Origin of the sequence: Bacillus sp. FJAT-27001, assembly GCF_019039175.1 — a bacterium.
Lineage (GTDB): Bacteria > Bacillota > Bacilli > Bacillales > Bacillaceae > Bacillus > Bacillus velezensis.
In genome coordinates this window covers 186651-205157 of record NZ_JAHOAA010000001.1, presented here as the reverse complement: position 1 = coordinate 205157, position 18507 = coordinate 186651, and the positions used below count along the sequence as shown (strand labels likewise).

The window sequence follows — 18507 nt, the reverse complement described above, 5'->3', positions numbered from 1 at the left end:
TAAGTTGAACGTTCTGTGTTATCGTGCGAAACGCAGTACATAGCGAATCCAACCTTTATTATATCTAATGTGTTCGTAAAAAACTAAAAAAAATATTGAAAATACTGATGAGGTTATATAAGATGAAAATAAGTTAGTTTGTTTGGGCAACAAACTAATGTGTAACATGACATAAAAGCATCTGTATTTGAATGATCATGTTTAGAATTTATTTTTAAGGGGGAAATCACACATGGCTCACTCTCATTCCGGTTCAGTCAACTATTTTGAAAGCGCAAACAAAGTGATTTACGAAGGGAAAGAATCCACGAATCCTTTAGCATTTAAATACTATAATTCTCAAGAAGTAATTGGCGGAAAAACGATGAAAGAGCATTTGCGATTTTCTATTGCCTATTGGCATACATTTACCGCTGACGGCACAGACATTTTTGGCGCAGCTACGATGCAGAGACCGTGGGATCACTATAAAGGCATGGATCTGGCGAGAGCGAGGGTAGATGCAGCGTTTGAGCTGTTTGAAAAACTGGATGCGCCATTTTTTGCTTTTCATGACCGGGATATCGCACCGGAAGGAAGTACGTTAAAAGAGACAAATCAAAATCTGGATATAATCGTGGACATGATAAAAGACTACATGAGAACCAGCGGCGTTAAGCTATTATGGAATACTGCAAATATGTTTACGAATCCCCGTTTCGTCCATGGTGCGGCGACTTCTTGTAATGCAGATGTATTTGCGTATGCCGCAGCCCAAGTAAAAAAAGGATTAGAAACAGCAAAAGAGCTTGGCGCCGAGAACTATGTATTTTGGGGCGGACGTGAAGGGTACGAAACTTTGTTAAATACCGATTTAAAATTTGAGCTTGATAATATGGCCAGATTTATGCATATGGCAGTGGATTATGCGAAGGAAATCGGGTATACAGGGCAGTTTTTGATTGAACCAAAACCAAAAGAGCCGACCACCCATCAATATGATACGGACGCAGCAACAACCATTGCCTTTTTAAAGCAATATGGGTTAGACAATCATTTTAAATTAAATCTCGAAGCCAATCATGCCACATTAGCCGGGCATACATTCGAACATGAATTACGCATGGCGAGAGTGCATGGCTTGCTTGGCTCTGTTGACGCGAATCAGGGTGATCCGCTTTTAGGCTGGGACACAGATGAATTTCCGACAGATTTATATTCTGCGACATTAGCAATGTACGAAATCCTGCAAAATGGCGGTCTTGGAAGCGGAGGATTAAACTTTGACGCAAAGGTCAGGAGATCTTCTTTTGAGCCTGATGATTTACTATATGCCCATGTTGCAGGGATGGATACATTTGCAAGAGGGTTGAAAGCCGCCCACAAATTAATCGAAGATCGTGTGTTTGAAGATGTGATTCAACACCGTTACCGCAGCTTTACTGAAGGGATTGGTCTTGAAATTGCAGAAGGAAGAGCTAATTTTAAGACACTTGAGCAATATGCGCTGAACAATCAGCCAATTAAAAATGAATCAGGGAGACAGGAGCGGTTAAAAGCGATATTAAACCAATACATTTTAGAGGTATAACAAATGAAAAAAGAAGCTCCAGATCCCGCTATAAAAAGATGCAGGCAGCCGAGTTCCCGGAATTGCCCGTCATGAAGTTACTGTTATGGCGGGTCAATTCAATGGGGATCTATTTAGAGAGGAAGGAGTGAAAAAATGAAGTATGTCATTGGAATAGATCTTGGTACGAGTGCCGTTAAAACCATTTTAGTCAATCAAAACGGCAAGGTTTGTGCAGAAACGTCCAAAAGTTACCCGCTCATCCAAGAGAAGGCGGGATATAGTGAGCAAAATCCTGAAGACTGGGTGCAGCAAACAATTGAAGCATTGGCTGAATTGATTTCGATATCCAACGTTCAACCCGGGGATATTGACGGGATTAGCTATTCAGGACAAATGCATGGGTTAGTACTGCTTGATCAAGATCAGCAGGTGCTGCGTCATGCGATTCTTTGGAATGATACCAGAACGACGCCTCAATGTAGCAGGATGACCGAGACATTTGGCGATCATCTGCTTGATATCACAAAAAACCGTGTCCTTGAAGGGTTTACATTACCTAAAATGTTATGGGTGAAGGAACATGAGCCTGAACTTTTTAACAAAACCGCTGTTTTTTTGCTTCCGAAAGACTATGTGAGATTCCGCATGACTGGCGCCATTCACACTGAATACTCCGATGCGGCGGGAACGTTACTTTTACATATGACCCGCAAAGAGTGGAGCGATGAGATTTGCAATCAATATGGTATTTCAGCGGAAATTTGTCCTCCGCTTGTTGAATCCCATGACTGTGTAGGATCGCTGCTTCCGAGCGTTGCGGCGGAGACTGGGCTGTTGGAAAAAACAAAAGTGTACGCCGGGGGAGCAGACAATGCTTGCGGTGCTGTCGGAGCCGGTATTCTTTCTTCCGGAAAAACATTATGCAGTATCGGGACGTCAGGAGTCATACTTTCCTGTGAAGAAGACAAAGAAAGGGACTTTAAAGGGAAAGTGCACTTTTTTAATCATGGAAAGAAGGATTCTTTTTATACGATGGGAGTCACGCTCGCTGCTGGATACAGCTTAGACTGGTTCAAAAGAACGTTTGCGCCGAACGAATCGTTTGAACAATTATTGGATGGGGTGGAAGCTATTCCGATAGGAGCAAATGGACTGCTGTACACTCCTTACTTAGTCGGTGAAAGAACGCCGCATGCTGATTCATCTATTCGGGGAAGCTTGATCGGAATGGACGGAGCCCATAAAAGAGAGCACTTTTTGAGGGCGATAATGGAAGGCATCACATTCTCTTTATATGAATCAATTGAGCTATTCCGCGAAGCGGGAAAATCAGTTGATACGGTTGTCTCTATTGGCGGGGGAGCTAAAAATGAAACGTGGCTTCAAATGCAGGCTGATATTTTCAATACGAGGGTTGTTAAGTTAGAGAATGAACAAGGTCCCGCCATGGGGGCTGCGATGTTAGCTGCCTTCGGAAGCGGGTGGTTTGACTCTCTTGAAGAATGTGCAGAGCAGTTCATTCATGAAGCAGCTGCATTTTATCCAAAAGAACAAAATGTTCAAAAATATAAAAAACTATTCGAGTTGTATAAGAACATTTACGTTCACACAAAAGATCTCAATACAGCTTTAAAGAGCTTTCGACAAAAATGAAGAAAGAACCTCGCCAAATTGGCCAGGTTCTTTTTATATTGCACAAAAACAGACACGGTGATATAATCAGAACACGCGCGCTTTTTGTGTGAAAGTCATAGTTATCCATCTTATATTATGATTATATCATGCTGAAAAGCTCTTGTCAAATTTTTTTGAAGGGGAGATATAGAATGAGTTCTTTGGTTCTCGGCATTCACGAAATTGAAAAAACACAGCCTTTGCTCGTTGGAGGAAAAGGGTTACATTTAGGGGAATTATCAAAAATTCAAGGAATACAAGTACCGGAAGGATTTTGTGTCACAACCGCAGGATATCAAAAAGCCATTGAACAAAACGAAACGTTACAAGCGCTGTTGGATCAACTGACCATGCTGAAAGTGGAGAATCGGGATCAAATTGGTGAAGTCAGCAAAAAAATCCGGCAAACCATTATGGAAGCAGAAATTCCTTCAGATGTAGTCAAAGCAGTTGCTTATCATCTCTCCCGGTTCGGCGAAGAACATGCCTATGCCGTACGTTCCAGTGCGACAGCTGAGGATTTGCCGCATGCCTCTTTTGCCGGTCAACAAGACACCTATTTAAATATTACCGGCGTCGATGCGATCTTGCAGCATATCAGTAAATGTTGGGCGTCCCTATTTACGGATCGCGCTGTCATTTACCGTATGAAAAATGGGTTTGATCACAGCCAAGTTTATTTATCCGTTATCACCCAAAGGATGGTGTTCCCTCAGGCTTCGGGAATTTTATTTACCGCTGATCCGATGACCGGAAACCGAAAGCTGCTATCCATCGATGCCGGTTTTGGACTTGGTGAAGCACTGGTCTCCGGATTAGTCTCTGCCGATTGTTATAAAGTACAGGACGGGCAAATCGTCGATAAGAGAATAGAAACTAAAAAATTGGCTATCTATGGACGAAAAGAAGGCGGAACAGAAACACAGGAGATCGCTCTTGATCAGCAAAAGATTCAAACACTGACTGATGAACAAATTTTACAGCTGGCACGTATCGGGAGACAGATCGAAGCTCATTTCGGCCAGCCGCAAGATATCGAATGGTGTTTGGACCGCGATACTTTTTATATTGTTCAAAGTCGTCCGATCACAACGTTATACCCCGTTCCTGAAGCGAACGATCAAGAAAATCACGTCTATATCTCTGTTGGTCATCAGCAAATGATGACGGATCCCATAAAACCCCTTGGATTGTCTTTTTTTCTGTTGACGACTGCTGCACCCATGCGTAAAGCCGGCGGAAGGCTATTCGTTGATGTCACACATCAACTGGCATCCCCTAATGTCAGAGAAGTTTTCTTAAAAGGCATGGGGCAGCACGATCCGCTCTTAAAAGACGCACTTATGACCATAATAGAGCGAGATGATTTCATTAAGCCGATACCTGATAAAACGGCACCGATTCCCGGCAAAGGCGATGCAGATATGCCGGAACAAGCTGAAAACGATCCGGCAATTGTTTCTGATTTGATTAAGAGCAGTCAAGCATCGATAGAAGAGTTAAAACAAAACATCCAGACGAAATCAGGATCTGATTTATTTCGTTTTATTTTGGAAGATATCAAGGAATTAAAGAAGATTCTATTTAACCCAAAAAGTTCGGTGTTGATTCGAACTGCAATGGATGCTTCATCATGGATTAACGAAAAAATGAACGAGTGGTTAGGTGAAAAAAACGCAGCAGATACGCTTTCTCAATCTGTACCCCATAATATTACTTCAGAAATGGGGCTTGCGCTATTGGACGTCGCCGATGTGATCCGCCCTTATCCAGAAGTAATTGCCTATTTAGAGAATGTAAAAGATGATCACTTTTTGGATGGGCTGGTGACGTTTGAAGGCGGGCGGGAAACCCGTGACGCTATCTATGCTTATCTCAACAAGTACGGAATGCGATGTGCCGGAGAAATTGATATGACAAGAACTCGATGGAGCGAAAAACCAACTGCACTTGTCCCTATGATTCTTAATAATCTCAAAAACTTTGAGCCAAATGCCAGCCAGCGGAAATTTGAGCAAGGGCGGCGGGAGGCGTTGAAGAAAGAACAAGAGTTATTAGACCGATTGAAGCAATTACCGGATGGTGAACAAAAAGCCAAAGAAACTAAACGAATGATCCGCATCATCCGGAACTTCAGCGGGTTCAGAGAATATCCAAAATACGGCATGATCAGCCGCTACTTCGTTTATAAGCAGGCTTTACTGAAAGAAGCCGAACAACTCGCAAAAGCGGGCGTTATTCATGAAAAAGAGGACATATACTATCTCACTTTTGAAGAACTTCAGGAAGTCGTACGCACACATAAATTGGATTACCAAATCATCAGCACACGAAAAGGCGAGTACCAAGTATATGAAAAACTATCTCCGCCGCGTGTTATCACATCTGACGGTGAAATCGTTACAGGCGAGTACAAACGAGAAAATCTCCCGGCCGGAGCGATTGCAGGGCTGCCCGTTTCCTCGGGAGTCATAGAGGGGCGGGCACGGGTTATTTTAAACATGGAAGATGCCGATTTGGAAGATGGGGATATATTAGTTACCTCCTATACTGATCCCAGCTGGACACCATTGTTTGTATCCATAAAAGGCCTGGTCACTGAAGTTGGCGGACTGATGACCCACGGAGCGGTTATCGCGCGTGAATACGGCTTACCTGCAGTTGTCGGAGTTGAAAATGCAACCCAATTGATAAAAGATGGGCAGCGAATACGCGTTCATGGAACAGAAGGCTCTATTGAAATATTATAATAGCGGGGTGTGCAGCACGTCACCAGATATTTCCCGCATTTTACTAAGAAAAGCCGGAACCTCTTAGAGGAGGAATCCGGTTTTTTTTATGTGAAAATGACTTAATGTGTGAACACCGTATTTTGTGGGCGGACCCTTTTTAAATGAGTGTGGAAGGCCGCTAAGATACCAAACAACAAAAAAGATTCAGTGACTAAATCTAACGAATGACAATTTTATAAAGGAGGTGAGTAATATCCTTTTTAAGTTCACAACATTTGTAATCCTGATGAATTAATAACAACTATTTAGGGGCTATGTTCATGAACAAGTCTTTATTCAAAACAAAATGACATTTTGGGTTAATGGCGTTAAAGATGAAGATAAGTCTAGTGTCTTTGAAAGAGAAAAGTCTGCAGAAGATACAACGGGCCCATCATCAAACATGATGAGCGGTTGGACTGGATATGTATCAGATTGTTTAGGCGATAAGAATATTAGCCAATGGGCAATCACTGGTTTAGCTATTTTATATGGAACTGCTTGCGAATTGTTGATTTTCGGAATCGTTTTTAAAGAATGGATCACAACGCCTTTTGGATTGTTCGCCTCATTCTTCATAGCGGCAATATTGGCGCAGGCAGGGGAGGAAACTCTCCCGCTTACCAGAGTAAAAATAAAAAATGTTTATCTCAGATTGGTTTTTTTAAAAAGTAAAAACGCCATAAAACTTCTTATGGCGTCTGTCCGAACTAAGGGATGCAATGTTTGGGAGACGAATATAAATCGTCAATGTGCTAGAAAAGGAATGCAGCACCTACAATGATTAACAAAATGAACAGCACAACGATCAATACGAAAGAGCTTCCGCCATAATTTCCACCGTAGTTCCCCATATTATTGCCACCTCCTGTTGTTAGGATAGTACATAATATGCCGGACGATAAAATTCGACATAGATTTAAGTCTAAATAAGAAAAAATGAATGTTATGTCTAAAATGAAGAGCTTCTAAAACAATAAAATAATGGGAGGTTAACTGAAAGAGAGAAATGGATGGGACGGTTTGCTGTTTAAAGAGGAGGGATATGGCTAAACATGCAATAAAACTGTGTATGAAAGTGGTGAGCCATGAAGTTACTTCATCATGCAGAGCCACATACGAAGAGGTACAGGGAAATTATAGTTAACGAAAATATTCATCATTTCCTGGGCAAGCGCAGTATACGACAAATCACAAAGGGACGGAAGGTAAGATAAAAGGAGGCTGCTTGCGGGTTTGTGGTGCAGATAAAGTTTCCGTTTCAAAAAGGTCATATGTTTATTCGAAACTTTACGTTTATTCCTGCAGAATGCTTGTAAAAGAAAGTCGGCAAAACTGCCGACTTTCCTAACGGAATTTAGATCTCAACAGATCTAAAGAAACCATCGACACTATCACCGGTGCCGCTATCATATTTCAGGATGTATTCTCCTTTTTGGTTAACGCTGAATTCCTGAATGAACGTTTTCCCCGCATTTAATGTCGTAGAGGATATAAGGAAGAAGCTTCCTGATTGAGCGAGGGTATAACGATGCCGGGGCGGCTGCGGATCAACTGAAACGAAGTATATTCCCAGGCAAGGAGTATTTCTTTAACCTGAAACTTTTATAAAGCATTAACGTATTACTTTATAAAGGTAAATAAGGAGGCTTATGAATGGGATTAAAAAATTTCTTTAATACTGAGTTAAAATGCTCTATCTGCGGAAAAACATTAAAATCAGGGGATGAGATAACAGCTTATCTTACACTTCCGAGTGAGAAGAAGATGCCTGTGGGGAGAATGGATAAAGTGTTAAGCAAACACTCTGATAAGGTCTGCTGTAAAAAGTGCAGTGAGTAGGTTTTTAGTGTTATGAGGAACCTCTGGCGGGTTTCCTCATAACAAATATCAACCAATTAAATTAGAAAAAAGCGAAATTGTGATGATTAAAGTAGATAAAGAACTGAGGGATACCAAAGGGATCATTTTTCGTTTACTTTGCTTTTTTGAAGGTTTGTTTAGCTCGTGGATCACTGCACCCCATAAAAGCATGGATGCTAAAATGATAAGACTCATATGTAACAACACTCCTTTGTTTCTATAAATTTTACCATATATATCACAAGGATGTCGATTGAACGAACATCTCTATAAAAAGAAGATGTTTATCTAAAATTGTTGAAAGATTCAGTGAACTATTATGCAGATTAAATTGGGCCTGTGAAGATGAAGCTGTATACATAGCAAAGGTTCAACAGCCGTTTTATTGAATATCAGATGAATTTGCGGCGTCTTATGAAGAACTGGCTTCACAGTTTGAAGAATGGATGAATAGCCAAACCGATGTAGAACAAAAAATGAACTTAAATAACCCTTGGTTAGGTTACAGAGAAACTGCTTACTCAGAAATTTTATTCCATGTTGCCAATCACGGAACTTATCATCAGGGCAGCATAACAACTATGTTAAGACAGCAGGGCTACGCTTCGGCAATGAATGACCTGGCATTATATTGGTATCAGGGTTAGTTCAGGCAGTACTTGCAAAATGAATAACCGACGAATGGTCTGCAAAGTTTCTTTTCTGAACTAAATGACAAAGTCTCATTCAGTTTGGGTGGGGCGCCGAGCAAGAATCGAGATCAAAGGCTGCCGTATCATTCCCGGCAGCCTTAATGATTAGGAAGTAAAATCGATAACCATGCGGCCGGTCACTTTACCTTGCTCCATTTCTTCAAAAATATCATTCACATCTTCAATCGGGCGTTTTGTCACTTTAGGTACAACTTTACCGTCTGCAGCAAATTGAAAAGCTTCCTTCAGGTCTTCTCTGGTACCTACTAATGAACCTACTACCTGAATTCCATCTAACACGAGACGGGGAATATCTAAATCCATTTTGTCCACCGGTAAACCGACAGCGACTACGCGGGCTCCTGCTTTTACAACATCAATCGCTTGATTGAAAGGGGTTTTAGAGACAGCCGTGATGACCACAGCATCAAGCCCTAAATCGTTAGTCACTTCTTTTGCTTTAGCGACGGGGTCTTCGTTTAAACTGTTTACAACCGCATCAGCGCCTAAGCTCTTAACAAAATTCAATTTTTCGTCGCTAATGTCGAACGCAATCACTTTAGCGTTAAAGACATTTTTTGCATATTGAACAGCCAAGTTGCCTAAACCGCCGACTCCAAATACACCGATCCATTGACCTGGCTTAATTTCACTGACTTTAACGGCTTTATAAGTTGTTACACCTGCACAAGTAATGCTGCTTGCTGATGCAGGGTCTAAATTTTCCGGCACCTTTATTGCATAATCAACCGCTACGATTGCTTCTTCAGCCATTGCGCCGTCAACTGTATAACCGGCATTTTTTACATCACGGCACAAGGTTTCACGGCCAGTTAAGCAATATTCACAGCAGCCACAGCTTTCAAACATCCAGGCAATAGAGACGCGGTCGCCCTTTTTCAAACTTGTTACACCTTCACCAATCTCAGTCACAATGCCTATTCCCTCATGACCTAAAGTGACGCCAGTAACATCCCCGAAATCAGCATTTTTAACATGCAAGTCAGTATGACATACACCACAGTATTCCATCTTAACTTTGGCTTCACCATGTCGTAAAGGACGTAATTCTTTTTGTACGATCGCTATACTTTTGTCTTTTGTTGCTACTACTGCTTTCAAATCATGCACCCCTTTCGAATATTAGCAGAAAATTTTTACTTATCTTACAATTTAGCACACTGCTCTCCTTTTGAAAACCCTTACATTTTTTGCGGACAAGTGTCTCTACAAAAGTTGAGGGCGCCATGCAGGGAGGAATCTATGGATATCATGTGTCTTCTCCAAATGCACAGAATTTACATATATACATAAATAGATACGTTTTCAAAGGAGGTTTTTTTGAGCGATAAAAAGCTGACGGAAGATAAATTTGACAATCACCGGCTCACTAAGTTTTTGCCCTTTATCAGCCCTAACCCTGTTACATCATGTAATCCGGTTCAAAGATACCTTAAAATCGATAAAACCTCGTTCATAAGTCCGTTTTCCAGCGTGAAAGGAGACGTGAGAATAAAGTACAATGTTAAGTAGCGCCACATGCTGCTATTCGTGCAGATGAAGGAACACACATACAAATCTTCAAGACGGAGTCATTTTACATGGTTTGTTAAAACAATTTGTTTCAGTCAAAGATAAGGCATATTCCATTTATATCGGAAACAAAGTAAGTGTCGGACATGATGCTCTCATTCATGGCCCTTGTTATCTTGGAAATCACACATTCATCGGTTTTAAAGCAATCGTGTACAATCCAATTATAGGAAGGATCATTTATTTCATACAATGCTGTTATCACAAATGTTGTACGAATTGCACCGAATCGGTTCGTTCCTCCAGGTGCCGACATGGATACACAAGAAAAAGCTGACAGACTCAGACGAGTGACAGAAGAGGAACGTGAATTTACATTGGAAGTGCAGCGCGTAAATCAAGAATTTTCCGCTTCTTATAAAGCGTTATTCAGCTAACGAAAAGCAAAATGCGAATATCCTGAATTAAATTGATGCATGAGAATTGGCGCCCCACGATGCAAGGCCAGATCAGTTTTGAGAAGAGTCAGATTTCGCTCAGGGATCCACAGAGGGAAGAGATGAAAGCTGTTCATCGGATATTTGTGGGGAAGCTGCAAGAAGGGTCGAAGGTGAGCAGGGCGGCGGATTAAAACTGACTTTCCCGCAAATTTATTCCAGCAGGACTGACAGGAGGATACAATCATAAAAATAAAATGATAAAGCTTCGGGAATGAGCCTAAAAGCTGCTCTTTTATGATGCTTCTTTGACGCTTTAATGGGAAACGCAGCACTCATGGTTCTGCTGGATAAGACAGCTTTTCTTATACAATTAGACATCTTACAAGTTACTTATTTTTACATAACTGTTGGAAATCATCTTTCTATCTGAGATAATAAAATTCATCTTGATTGATTCATGGGGGAGTAAGGATGGGCTGTTTTTATCAAGCGGCACGCAAACCATTTTACAAACAAATTCCTCAAGCGGTTTTTATAACCGAAGAAATTAGTGCTTTGGATAAACGCTGTAAGAAGGACTCTCTGTTTAAATAAACGAGGTGAAAATCAATGAATGGTATAGAATTCTTAGAATCTGTGTCGCGACTTGGACAACTCATTTTGGTGTTTTCCTGCTACGCCGTTTATTGGAAATTGGGTAAAACGAAAAGGGAGCGAAGACTTACAAAATTCGAAGTTTTGCTTAGGTTCTTTGTAATGTTTGGTCTATCTGCATGGGGGCTGTCGTTTCTTGCTTTGAATTTGTGGTCGTAATCTTTCTGTCGATATTTGACTTGATGGGCTGTTACACCACTTTACACTTTCGGGAAACTCACTAGACATCATCTTCTGATACTGTCTTTAGTGATTCAATAAACGATGTAATATTGTATTTAAAATATTATGTGCGAACATCCATCATGAGAATCGGACGTATTCCGAGCGTATTTATGGGAAAATTGACTGTTTTATGATTATGTGTTAATATTATGCAGTAAAAATATTGAACTATTATGTGATTATTAGATTACGGAGGTACATATGAATAGAAAAAGTAGCATGTTAATGAAAATAGTTTCCTCAGTTTCTATTTTGGGCTGTGTAGGTTTTGTAACTGAGTCAGGTTCACAAACTTCTTTTATGAATAACGTAGCTTCTGCTGCGGAAGCAGGCATTCTTCCTAGTGAAAATGCTTCATTATTATCTGAGTCGGGAGATATAAGTCATTATCATTTTGTTAATTCTAGTTCTGTTTTTAATTATGCTGATAACAAATGGGTTTATAAATCATCTACAACACCAATTAAAGATGTTAAATCATTTGATGGCAAAAACCTATATGCTACTGCGGACGATGGTTATTATGCAAAAATACTAAAATGGAATAATAGTTTAAAAGCATGGGATCAACTTGTGAGTTTTAGAGGCGGGCCAATTTTTGATTTAATCAAAACAAGTGATAATAAATTTGCCGCCGGTGGAGGAGAATCACGCAACTATGGGATCAGTTCAACAATTTTCACATCAATTGACGGTGATGCGAACTGGTCACAGAAGGTCAGTGGTTATAAATCCAAAGAGTCAAGTTACACCACGGGTGGCTACTTAGGTATCGTGTACACTGGAGTTGCAATTGATGAAAAGATTCTTATGTTCGGTAACTCATATGCTACAAACTATATAAGTGAGTCTTCAGATGGTATTAAATTTACCAGAAAAGGAAGTTTTGATGGTGAATATTTTGATGCTATTTACAATGGAGATAAGGTGGTGGCCGTTGGACAACAAGCAGGAGGGACATTTAGCGATTATGGTTTAGTTGCTGTTTCATCTGATAAAGGCGAAAGTTTTCAAACGACGGTACTGGGGTATAATGCTCCTCTGAATTCTGTTACTTATAAAGATGGAGTATACATTACTGTAGGAGATCTTGGATCAATTTATTATTCTGAGGATGCGCACAATTGGACTAAAGCATCTTCCCCTACAGCCAACAAACTAAATGATGTTGAATGGGATTACGTAAATAAACGTTTTGTTGCAGTAGGGGATTCCGGCACTGTTTTATTCTCCTTAGACGGAAAACGATGGATTTCAGTAAACAGTGGAATAAAAAATAATATTACCAATGTTGTTATGATGGAAAACTCATAATGACAAATGAAAAAAGCAATACCTTTTTAGGTATTGCTTTTATTATATTAATTCGACTAATTCTATCACTTAAATCAGCTGTTTAATTCGTGAGGAGAGTTATATATTGAGGTATATTAAGTTACTTAGCTATACTTTTTTTGCAGACCTATGTGCCAAACATAGTATCCTCCCCCTATAACCAAGCTGAATATGTTCCTTATTTAATAATTAGTGGCGTGTTGATAGGCTATTTTAGTTTTGTAATTAGTCTATAAATGCTCTTTAATATTTTGTTACATAATGTATGATGAGGAAGTGAGGGGATGAATATGAAAAAGATAGGGTTGGGTATCGCAGGAGTTTTTTTAACATGGTGCTTGGGGATCGGAACTGTTTCGGCCAAAATGACAAAAGATGAACATAAGGTCAGCTTTAAAATGACAGAGAATGAAACAGGTTTCTTTATGGCTGACGACAAAAACCTTCATTATTGGCCGACTAAGCTGGGATACAGGTTCACCATCTACAATGCTGACGGATGTACATTGAATATCAAACTGCAGAGAATTACACTGGCAGGAGATGATTTTACCCTTAGTGAAAAGAATTTCACGGGTAATCATTTGAACTTGAGCGCGGCTGATAAGGTGAATGGTGATGCAAACAGAAATCATTACTTATTGATCACAAAAGGAGCCGGCTGCGGAGATGTGTGGATTAAAGGCTTTTACGGATTCGAACACGATGAGCCGGATGCAGATTGGTGAGCGATACACAGTCAAGGTATTTCCTTGACCTTTTTTAATGGCAATAAAATTTCTGGATATTAAGATAGTGAATTGATGATCTGCCAAAAAAACATAGATCTTTTAAAGTGATGGATATATACTGATTTTAAACAATAGGAAAAAAATGAGAAATGTATTTTTATAAAAAGCAGGTGAAATATATGGGAGCGGCGTCTTGGAGCAAAAGTCAAAGCTATACTTACACATTGGCTTTTTCAAGTTTGTCGTATGGTTTGATCTTCGGGCTATATATGTTTGTATACTCGGGTTTTGTGCCATTTGCATTGGTTACTGTAGTTATCATTGCTTTTTATGCATTTATTACTTACTTTTTGTTTGCTGTTCCTGTGCAACTATGGCTAAGAAAGAAGCCTAAAAAGTTTAGTTTGGTTCATCTTTTCATTTATACAGCAGTCGCTTTTTTAGCTGTGTTCTTGTTCTGGTACATAGATAATCCGCCAATTGATTTCACAGTTTTCAGAATGCCCATTTATTACATAATGAGCATTGTTGCTGCGTTCATATATTGGTTCTGGGACTCTATATTTCTGAGAAATTACAATGTTCACTGCAAGTAAAGCTGGTGTTTCCAAAAGAAAGCGGGTGAGGAAAAATGAAATACATTGAGTTGACTAGAGGCAATATTGATGACAATCATATTTGCTGTGCATTAGGTGCGAAACAATATGAGGATGCGGTAAATGAAAAGAAGAGCTGGCTCAAAGATCGGATGATTGATGGCTTGGTGTTCTATCGCCTAAACGAACGGGCAAAAGTTTTTATTGAATATTTACCTGCAGAAGAAGCGTGGGTTCCGGTAAGCGCACCTCATTTTATGTTTATTAATTGTCTTTGGGTCTCAGGTAAATATAAGAATAACGGACATGCGAAACACTTGTTAGAAAAATGTGTGTCAGATGCAAAATCCCGCGGTATGGATGGGATAGTTCATATAGTGGGGAAGAAAAAACTCCCTTATTTAAGTGATAAGCATTTCTTTGAACATATGGGATTTGCTGTGCAAGATGAAGCAGAACCCTATTTTCAGTTGATGTCACTGACGTGGAATGAACATGCATATCCTCCTGTATTTAAAAAACAGGTGAAAAGTAATTCCGTTAATGATGAGGGAATCACAATATTTTATACAGCTCAATGCCCATTTGCAGTCGGATTGTTAAAGGATTTAAAGGAACTGACTGAAAAGAAAGGACTTCATTTTCAGGCCCGGCGAATAAAGTCAAAAGATATGGCGCAAAAATCCCCGGCAGTTTGGACGACTTTCAGCGTGTTTTATAATGGGACATTTCTCACTCATGAGATGATGAGCGTGAATAAGTTTGAAAAAATACTCAATAAGCTTTTAATGGCTTAACTTTGTTTTAATTACTATTCCTCGTTTCTATATTCGATACTGAGGGTTTTTCACGAAAATTGTTCAGTACTTTACATCGCGGGCGGCAAATGAATGATTATTGTTTTTGACAAAGATGATAACGTCCATCATTATAGTAAAAATAGATTGAGATAAGTTCTTCAACAAACGAAGAAGATCTGTTGAAGAAGTTCTTTTCAAAGATCGATAACAATGAAACAGGAGACTGCAAATGCAAAAAATTGAAACCCATCGCTTAATTTTAAGAAATTTTACGGAGAGAGATGCGCAAGGTTTGTTGGAATATTCGGCACATCCGAGAGTGAATTGCTTTCTTGATGACAGAATGTCTACGTTAGAAGAAGCTGCCGTAAACGTTCAAAAAAGAAGCCGAGATGACTCTTATATTGCAGTTTGTTTAAAAGACAGTAAAGATCTGGTCGGAGAACTATTTTATTTAAAAGAAGAGCCAGATACCTATTCTGTTTGTTGGAATTTCAATGCCCGTTTTGAAGGGAAGGGATACGCAAGTGAAAGTGCGAAGGCTTTCTTTGAGTATCTCTTTATGCAAAAAGAAGCAAGAAGGCTTTATGCATATGTTGAAGATGATAACTGCAGGTCACAAAAATTATGTGAAAGATTAGGAATGCGTAAAGAAGGTTATTTTCTTGAATTTATTTCATTTACTGCACACGAGGATGGAACACCTAAATATGAAAACACTTACCAATACGCATTGCTAAAGAAAGAATGGTTAAAACAAAAACATAGTTAATAGAATTTGTGGGGAAATAATCTCCCCTTTGTCGAAAAAACCTTGCTGAAAGCAGGTTTTTTTGTATTTAAGTTAAATACTTCATTAGGTTACCGATCATACCAATGGATTATGGAATTGAAAAAAGTACTTAGATTAGTAACGATCAAAAAGATTAAGCTTGAAGGTTGGGAAAAACATAAAATTCGTTATAGCAACGTTGTAAAATTGGAGAGAGGATGAATGTGATGGACATTTTGCAGTTTAACGACAGAAGGAGCGGGAAGTAATCGAATCAGCAATGATGCGCTCGAGAATGGAAAAATGGTTGATACTCAAAATGTGAAAAGCAGTTCAGAATGAAATCACCAGTTTGATTATTGGAAATCCAGAATAACTGGTGGATGAGCTGTAACTGAAACGGATAATCAAGTGCTGGATATCATCAAACAAGCATACAATCTTGGAATGGTTGCGAAAGATAATATGCTTTTGAGAAATCAAGCAATTAACGCTTATAAAACATCTATTTAATTTTAAATCGGCGTTTCAGGTGAACTTTATATGATTTCTGTTTTCGTAAACATATTTAAAAACGAAATAAGAATTAAAATATGCAGACAAAGCAGCGAAGCATATCGCATAAAAGGTGTTATCAGATGTATGACCGTGCCTAAAAATAAAACTTATGAAGAAAGGAACTCTAACGTGAAATCAAATTTAGTTTCGTTTCTATTAGCATTGTCAGGATTTATATTCAGTATTTATATGCAGTCAATGGCTTACTGGAGCAATGACTCTATGCTGTGGTATTGGGTCGGTGCGGTTTTGTCGTATCTATTTGCTGCAGGATCAATGGTTACTCTGATTCTTCACAAAAACAAAGACTCAATTCTAACAATAAGTTGTCTCATTTTAATGATTGTAACCGTTATGCTTATTTTAGTCACAACTTTTTGGACGACTTTTATCATTATTGCATGGCAATCTGGGATGTGAAGCTAAGGGGAATATGATCTTCTTAGTATTTTTTTTATTCCTGGGATTAGAATCCCTTTTTATTATTCTTTCAAATTAAATGTAACAATTCTAATATTCATACGTTCTAAATGATAAAGGCGGGATGTCATGAAAAAACGTAAAGTCATTAAAACATTGCTGGTTATTATCACTGTTCTCATAATAGCAGCCGGATTTGCACTGTTTTCTTTAATTTCAGGAGAAAAAGTTAAATATATCGGCTATAGCCAAAGCAAGACGTGGGAAGCGTCAATCGAAAAATCAGGCAAGACCTCTATCGGCCCTAACTATTTCTTGAATTTGTATTACAGAGGTAATAAAGTGAATGAAAAGAACACGGTGATTAAGAGATTAACATTATTTGTTGACGGCCGGAAATATGGTGAAGATAAAGACTATCATCTTTCAGAATACACCGGAGAGAAATTAGAAGGCGGCGGAACGGGAGAAGACCATATTCAGACGTTTGAATATATGCCGGAACATGAAGTAATCGGTCATGAAATCACTGTTGAAGCAGCATGGAAAACCGATCATGAGTCCTATTCAGAAAAATTCAATCTGAAAAGAACGCATTGGTATGACTGAAAGAATAAAAAGAGGGCGGTATAACCTTCTTTTTGACGCAGAGCCTTTATTTTTGTCTGTTTTTCCTCGATTTGCTGAAGTCGATAAAAGAGGCATTGGAGCCGATAAAATTACTTACTAAGACATACATAAAGAAACCATTAAAAGCTCCCTGCCGGCATCCGTAAAAAAGAATGGATAATGAGATAAGCAATACAGCCGTAAGCAAGTCTGCAGCCAGACCTATTTTACGGTGAGACCGGAAAAATTCTCTTAATCTTCTGATGTTGTTCAAAGCGGACACCTCTTGATGCTCATGTATAAGAAAATAATACCATTGAAATATATGTAATATCAATGAATAGGGTTGGAAACAGAGGGGTTCAAAGTTGGGCGATCTTGTGTAAAAGAAAGGATCAGGATGAATGTGACCAGCATCCACCCTGATCAATGGGGTTCACAGTGTTCTATTTCATTGTATTCCAATCGGAATAATATTACAAGGGTGAAAAAGAAATAAGCGGAATGTTTTCGGCTTCTTCTGCCTCTGGAGCGGGAAAAGGAAAGTGAGATGTTTGAATGAAAATAAATGATTATCTGAAGGAAAGGTTTCCGACTTTAAAATTAGTGCCCGGCATTTATCATCAATGGGACGTGGGAATTCATTTTTCTCTCGGCGGCAATATGTATCAATTTAATGAAAGCGGTGCTTTGAATCTTGAGTGTTTTCAGCTTGTCCATCATCAAACCGCCGCACTTTTCAATGAGCTGTTTGAACATAGCGATGACTTGTTTCTTGTTGCCAACGTGTATAAGCACAAAACTCAAGGTAATCCGCGAGAAAATTAAAGGTTTATCAGCCGTTTCTGAAGTGTAAGGATGATTTATATCGGATTCAAGTGAAGACCTGTCCATGCCCGGTCGAAGAAGAATATGAAATGCAGCAGTTTTCTTTATTATGTAAACGGAAAGATCTGCGTATCCCCAAATTACTTAAGGCAGCCGTCCACGAAGATTTTCCGCTGAAGCCAAGGTTCGGGGGCTGTTCCGTTGGGTATCCTGATGTTTTCTTTGTGAATATGACAAAAGATATTATTTTCTTTCTGTATGATGACAGAAGGTGTGAAGTCATTGCTCTTGATGCCGGAAGAATACGAAAGCTTTATGATCAATATCACGATTGGATTGAATTGGACTGAAAATGAACACATGAATTCGAATCCGCTTGTGCCGGCTTTGTTCTTGCCTAGTCCGGCTGCATGAGTATAATGGGCAGAATTGAAGGACGCCAGAAACTTTTTTT

The 18507-nt window shown here is 39.2% G+C and carries 16 protein-coding genes and 3 pseudogenes; 17 read left to right on the top strand and 2 right to left on the bottom strand.

The features are described 5' to 3' along the window. Positions 1-232: 232 nt before the first annotated feature. From xylA to BGM27_RS00670, 4 genes are all read left to right on the top strand, one after another. Positions 233-1570 carry a xylose isomerase gene (gene xylA / locus BGM27_RS00685; protein WP_007410359.1) on the top strand — a complete coding sequence of 446 codons (1338 nt, stop codon included), beginning with the start codon at positions 233-235 and terminating at the stop codon, positions 1568-1570. A gap of 135 nt (positions 1571-1705) precedes the next feature. Next, positions 1706-3205 (top strand): xylulokinase, encoded by a 1500-nt coding sequence (gene xylB / locus BGM27_RS00680; protein ID WP_007410358.1) that lies wholly within the window; start codon positions 1706-1708, stop codon positions 3203-3205. Positions 3206-3378: 173 nt separating this feature from the next. After that, positions 3379-5976: a phosphoenolpyruvate synthase gene (ppsA, locus tag BGM27_RS00675; RefSeq protein ID WP_007410357.1), complete on the top strand. Its 2598-nt coding sequence runs from the start codon at positions 3379-3381 to the stop codon at positions 5974-5976. 328 nt (positions 5977-6304) lie between these two features. Then, positions 6305-6781 carry a hypothetical protein gene (locus BGM27_RS00670; RefSeq protein WP_007410356.1) on the top strand — a complete coding sequence of 159 codons (477 nt, stop codon included), beginning with the start codon at positions 6305-6307 and terminating at the stop codon, positions 6779-6781. Here BGM27_RS00670 and BGM27_RS00665 read toward each other — a convergent pair. After that, on the bottom strand, positions 6753-6851 hold the full coding sequence (locus tag BGM27_RS00665) for a YjcZ family sporulation protein (protein ID WP_003154037.1): 99 nt from the start codon (positions 6849-6851) through the stop codon (positions 6753-6755). The genes BGM27_RS00670 and BGM27_RS00665 overlap by 29 nt on opposite strands. Positions 6852-7653: 802 nt before the next feature. On the opposite strand from BGM27_RS00665, the gene BGM27_RS00660 reads away from it, so the two are divergent. Next, complete coding sequence (locus tag BGM27_RS00660) at positions 7654-7839, top strand: hypothetical protein (RefSeq protein ID WP_003154035.1); 186 nt, start codon at positions 7654-7656, stop codon at positions 7837-7839. Positions 7840-8252: 413 nt separating this feature from the next. After that, positions 8253-8507 (top strand): annotated as a pseudogene (locus tag BGM27_RS00655) (DinB family protein); the annotation flags it as partial. Positions 8508-8657: 150 nt separating this feature from the next. Here the strand turns inward: BGM27_RS00655 and adhP are convergent. Beyond that, positions 8658-9674 carry an alcohol dehydrogenase AdhP gene (gene adhP, locus BGM27_RS00650; RefSeq protein WP_007410355.1) on the bottom strand — a complete coding sequence of 339 codons (1017 nt, stop codon included), beginning with the start codon at positions 9672-9674 and terminating at the stop codon, positions 8658-8660. Positions 9675-10399: 725 nt separating this feature from the next. Here adhP and BGM27_RS20705 point away from each other — a divergent pair. The 11 genes and pseudogenes from BGM27_RS20705 to BGM27_RS00605 all read left to right on the top strand — a co-directional run bounded on the left by BGM27_RS20705 (position 10400) and on the right by BGM27_RS00605 (position 18403). Further along, on the top strand, positions 10400-10522 hold the full coding sequence (locus BGM27_RS20705; RefSeq protein WP_007410353.1) for an LbetaH domain-containing protein: 123 nt from the start codon (positions 10400-10402) through the stop codon (positions 10520-10522). Between the two features lie 612 nt (positions 10523-11134). Next, positions 11135-11338 (top strand): hypothetical protein, encoded by a 204-nt coding sequence (locus tag BGM27_RS20475; RefSeq protein WP_007410350.1) that lies wholly within the window; start codon positions 11135-11137, stop codon positions 11336-11338. Positions 11339-11605: 267 nt separating this feature from the next. After that, the gene (locus BGM27_RS00640; RefSeq protein ID WP_007410349.1) at positions 11606-12718 is read left to right on the top strand and encodes a WD40/YVTN/BNR-like repeat-containing protein; all 1113 of its coding nucleotides are present in this window, start codon (positions 11606-11608) and stop codon (positions 12716-12718) included. Positions 12719-13023: 305 nt separating this feature from the next. After that, positions 13024-13467 carry a hypothetical protein gene (locus BGM27_RS00635; RefSeq protein ID WP_007410348.1) on the top strand — a complete coding sequence of 148 codons (444 nt, stop codon included), beginning with the start codon at positions 13024-13026 and terminating at the stop codon, positions 13465-13467. 182 nt (positions 13468-13649) lie between these two features. Further along, positions 13650-14066, top strand: coding sequence for a UPF0715 family protein (locus BGM27_RS00630; protein WP_032865299.1), 417 nt, complete (start codon positions 13650-13652; stop codon positions 14064-14066). A 35-nt stretch (positions 14067-14101) separates the two neighbouring features. Beyond that, positions 14102-14863: an N-acetyltransferase gene (locus BGM27_RS00625; protein WP_007410346.1), complete on the top strand. Its 762-nt coding sequence runs from the start codon at positions 14102-14104 to the stop codon at positions 14861-14863. Between the two features lie 232 nt (positions 14864-15095). Beyond that, positions 15096-15638 carry a GNAT family N-acetyltransferase gene (locus BGM27_RS00620; protein WP_007410345.1) on the top strand — a complete coding sequence of 181 codons (543 nt, stop codon included), beginning with the start codon at positions 15096-15098 and terminating at the stop codon, positions 15636-15638. 303 nt (positions 15639-15941) lie between these two features. Continuing rightward, a pseudogene (locus BGM27_RS20850) lies at positions 15942-16151 on the top strand (hypothetical protein). Positions 16152-16181: 30 nt separating this feature from the next. Next, entirely contained in the window at positions 16182-16616 is a 435-nt protein-coding gene (locus BGM27_RS00615) for a DUF3902 family protein (RefSeq protein WP_007410344.1), read from the top strand. Positions 16617-16745: 129 nt separating this feature from the next. Further along, complete coding sequence (locus BGM27_RS00610; RefSeq protein WP_007410343.1) at positions 16746-17225, top strand: DUF4944 domain-containing protein; 480 nt, start codon at positions 16746-16748, stop codon at positions 17223-17225. A gap of 558 nt (positions 17226-17783) precedes the next feature. Continuing rightward, positions 17784-18403, top strand: a pseudogene (locus BGM27_RS00605) (DUF3885 domain-containing protein). The last annotated feature ends 104 nt before the right edge of the window (positions 18404-18507 follow it).